Origin of the sequence: Mycobacterium sp. NAZ190054, assembly GCF_001545925.1 — a bacterium.
In the GTDB taxonomy this organism is placed as follows: domain Bacteria; phylum Actinomycetota; class Actinomycetes; order Mycobacteriales; family Mycobacteriaceae; genus Mycobacterium.
In genome coordinates this window covers 1-3,487 of sequence record NZ_LMVQ01000340.1, presented here as the reverse complement: position 1 = coordinate 3,487, position 3,487 = coordinate 1, and the positions used below count along the sequence as shown (strand labels likewise).

Sequence of the window (3,487 nt, the reverse complement as noted above, 5' to 3'; positions counted from 1 at the left end):
GTCGGCGGCCTGTTGGTCGCGATCCTCGGCGGGTTCGTGTGGAAGCGCGCGACCGGTGCGGGCGCGCTGTGGTCGATGGGCGTCGGCACCGTCGTCACGCTGGGCACCATGGCCGTCGTCGGCGACGTCCTGGCCAACGAGCCGATCTATTTCGGTCTGGGCGCGAGCCTGATCGTCTACGTCGTCGCGAGCCTGCTGACGCCGAAGACCTCGCCGGAGGTGCTCCAGGTCTGGGACGACCGGCTCGCGGGCCGGGACGAGGTGGCGAAGGCCGGCGTGCGGTAGCGGGCTAGCGCCTCCACCGGAATCAATCGGCGCCCTCGTCTGTTCCACCAGGTATTGCGGGCTTCGACCCGCTGACGGAACAGTAGAAGGAAAGAGGCGAGCGCCGTGAAGCGAATCGGATTGCTCAGCGTGGTTGCAGGTGCCCTGTCCGCGGCGGTCGTCGGTCTCTCCGGACCTGCGCAGGCCGACGGGCCGTCATTCGGTGGACATGACAACGACAGCCGTAACGGCTTCGGGTATGGATACGGCCGGGACAGCAACAATCCGTGGCTCGACCAGCTGTACCCACAGGTCAAGGTTCCGCGCGTCGATACCAGCGTGCGCAACTGAGCCCGGGGGGGTGACGCACCACGACCCCCGCGTTCTTCGATCCGCTGGCGACCTGGGTTCGCGCCGGCGGACTCGACACGGATGCTGGAGCACCTGCAGGCGCTGCCCGGGTTCGACGAAGTGACCAGTCAGCTGTGGTATCCGGGCAAGCGGGGTATGAGGGGCCGGGGCTGTAGTCCCGCTGACGTTTGCGTGCTGTGCCAACCGGGGACTCACTAGCGAGCCTTCGCCCTGGGAGGAGAATCCGTGCAGCTGATTTCGCCCACCGATGCGATCTTCCTGCTGACCGAGTCCCGCGAGCACCCCATGCATGTCGGGGCGCTCCAATTGTTCGAGCCCCCCGAGGATTCCGGAGAGGACTTCGTCCGCCTTGCCTGGGACGCGATCGCCGAGCGCGACGACGTGCAGCCGACTTTCCGCAAGCATCCGGCCCGGGTGTGGGGTGGTATCACCAACCTGGCCTGGTCGTCCGACGATGAGGTGGACCTCGAATACCACGTGCGTCGCTCTGCCCTGCCCAGGCCCGGTCGGGTCCGCGAACTGTTGGAGCTTTCGTCCCGCCTGCACGGCAGCCTTCTCGACCGCCACCGGCCGCTGTGGGAGGCCCACGTGATCGAGGGGCTCTCCGACGGGCGATTCGCGCTCTACACCAAGTTCCACCACTCGCTGCTCGACGGCGTGTCCGCAGCCAAGCTGCTGCAGCGTTCGCTGACCCCGGATCCCTGCGATGACGAGGCGCGAGTGCTGTGGGCCATCAAGCCCCGGCACCATCAGGCAGGTGAGCAGTCGTCGCCGTTGCAGACGCTCGCCCGCACGGCCGGTTCCATCGCTGGGCTGGCGCCCTCCACGTTGAGACTCGCGCGTGCGGCCCTGCTGGAGCAAGAGCTCACCCTGCCGTTCCGGGCGCCGAAGACCATGTTCAATGTGCCCATCGGTGGCGCGCGCCGCGTGGCGGCGCAGTCCTGGGAGCTGGAGCGCATCCGTGGCGTGAAGACCGCGGCGGGCGTGACTCTCAACGATGTCGTGTTGGCCATGTGCGCGGGCGCATTACGTGAATACCTGAAAGAGCAGCACGCCCTGCCCGACACCCCATTGGTGGCGATGGTCCCGGTCAACATGCGATCGGAGGCGGACGCCGAGGGTGGAGGCAACCTGGTCGGCGCGTTGCTGTGCAATCTGGCCACCCACCTCGACGACCCCGCACAGCGGCTCGACGCGATCGCAGCGTCGATGCGAGACAACAAGAAGGTCTTCGCCCAACTGCCGCGGACACAGGCGCTGGCCGTGTCCGCGATCAACATCGCGGCCCTCGGTCTGGGTGCGGTGCCAGGTTTCGTCGCCTCCACGCCGCCCCCGTTCAACATCGTCATCTCAAACGTGCCGGGTGTGCAGGAGACGATGTACTGGAAAGGTGCCCGCCTCGACGGCAATTACCCGCTGTCGATCGCGCTCGACGGACAGGCGCTCAACATCACGCTGTCGAACACCGCCGGCAACCTCGACTTCGGGTTGGTCGGCGCGCGGCGGGAGGTTCCCCACCTGCAGCGGCTCCTGGGGCACCTGGAGAACTCGCTCAAAGAGCTCGAGCGGTCGGTCGCGCGTTAGCCGGGGGCACGGGGTGGTCGCGGTCGCGGCCGGCTCAGCGAGCGCTGAGCATCAACTCCCGCAACGGGTTCCGCGGATTGCCCGCCGTCATACCGCCGTCGACGGGAAGCACCACCCCGGTGACGTAACGGGCATGATCGCTGCCGAGATACACCGCGGCCGCGGCGATGTCGTCGACGCTCGCCGTCATCGGCAGCGGCCGCTCGGCGGCGATCTCCTTGCGGATCGCCGCGGTGGTGCCCGATTCGTCGGCCTCGTCCACGCCGGTGGCCGCGGACAGGATCGCCGTCGGGATGCCGCCCGGCGCAATGGTGTTGACGCGAATGTGGTGCCGCGCGAGGTCGATCGCCGCGGACTTGGTGAAGTGGATGACGCCCGCCTTGGCCGCCCGGTAGGTCATCACGGTGCAGCCGGCCTGGATACCGCCGATGGACGTGGTGTTGATGATGGATCCACCGCCGTGGTCCTTCATGTGCCGCGCGGCGATCTGTGTGCCCAGCATGACGCCGAGCAGATCCACCCGCATCACCCGGTCGAAGTCCTCGAAATCGTCGTCGAGCAGTTCGGGCTGCATCCGGCCCGAGATGCCGGCGTTGTTCATCATGATGTGCAGCCCGCCGAAGCGCTCCACGGCGTAGGCGACCAGTTCGGTCACGTCGTCGCGGCCGGCGACCTCGGTGTACTTGAAGGCGCAGTCGGGGCCCAGTTCCGCGGCGAGCGCCTCGCCGCGCTCGCGGTCGATGTCGGCGATCACCACGCGGGCACCGGCCTGCAGGAACGTCCGCGCCGTGCCGGCGCCGATACCCGACGCTCCGCCGGTGATCACGGCGACCTTGTCCGACAGGGCAGAGAACATGCGCGTGGACCTTCCTCAGGGATAACGAACCAGACGATCGTCCAGTAATCTACTGGGCGATCGGCCAGTTGTCGTCTGCGCGCAGAAGGGGTCGAGGTGACCAGTCAGCAGAACGCCCGCGCACGTGTGCTCGACGTCGCGCTGACGTTGTTCACCCGCCACGGCTACGCGGGTACCTCGCTGCAGATGATCGCCGACGAGATGGGTGTCACGAAAGGCGCTCTGTACTACCACTTCCGCGCCAGGGAGGACCTTCTGCGCGCGCTTGTCGCACCGCTCGTCGAGCAGCTGCGCGCCCGCATCGACGTGGACACCCGGTTCATCACGACGCCGACGGCGCTCAAGCTCGCCGTGATGGTGCTCGGTGTGCTGTGCGTGGTCGCCGCGATCGTCGCGCTGGCGGTGCTGGAC

The 3,487-nt window shown here is 67.8% G+C and carries 4 protein-coding genes and 1 pseudogene; 4 read left to right on the top strand and 1 reads right to left on the bottom strand.

Annotated features, from left to right (window positions below; translation table 11 throughout):
• From ASJ79_RS21085 to ASJ79_RS21075, 3 genes and pseudogenes are all read left to right on the top strand, one after another.
• Positions 1–285, top strand: a pseudogene (locus ASJ79_RS21085) (sodium:solute symporter); the annotation flags it as partial.
• 105 nt (positions 286–390) lie between these two features.
• Positions 391–615 carry a hypothetical protein gene (locus ASJ79_RS21080; RefSeq protein ID WP_067959471.1) on the top strand — a complete coding sequence of 75 codons (225 nt, stop codon included), beginning with the start codon at positions 391–393 and terminating at the stop codon, positions 613–615.
• Positions 616–861: 246 nt separating this feature from the next.
• Positions 862–2,220, top strand: coding sequence for a wax ester/triacylglycerol synthase family O-acyltransferase (locus ASJ79_RS21075; protein WP_067959469.1), 1,359 nt, complete (start codon positions 862–864; stop codon positions 2,218–2,220).
• A 34-nt stretch (positions 2,221–2,254) separates the two neighbouring features.
• Here ASJ79_RS21075 and ASJ79_RS21070 read toward each other — a convergent pair whose 3' ends face one another.
• On the bottom strand, positions 2,255–3,076 hold the full coding sequence (locus tag ASJ79_RS21070; RefSeq protein WP_067959466.1) for an SDR family NAD(P)-dependent oxidoreductase: 822 nt from the start codon (positions 3,074–3,076) through the stop codon (positions 2,255–2,257).
• A 96-nt stretch (positions 3,077–3,172) separates the two neighbouring features.
• Between ASJ79_RS21070 and ASJ79_RS21065 the strand changes: the two genes are divergently transcribed.
• A partial coding sequence (locus ASJ79_RS21065) for a TetR/AcrR family transcriptional regulator (RefSeq protein ID WP_231750959.1) occupies positions 3,173–3,487 on the top strand: 315 nt, incomplete at its 3' end.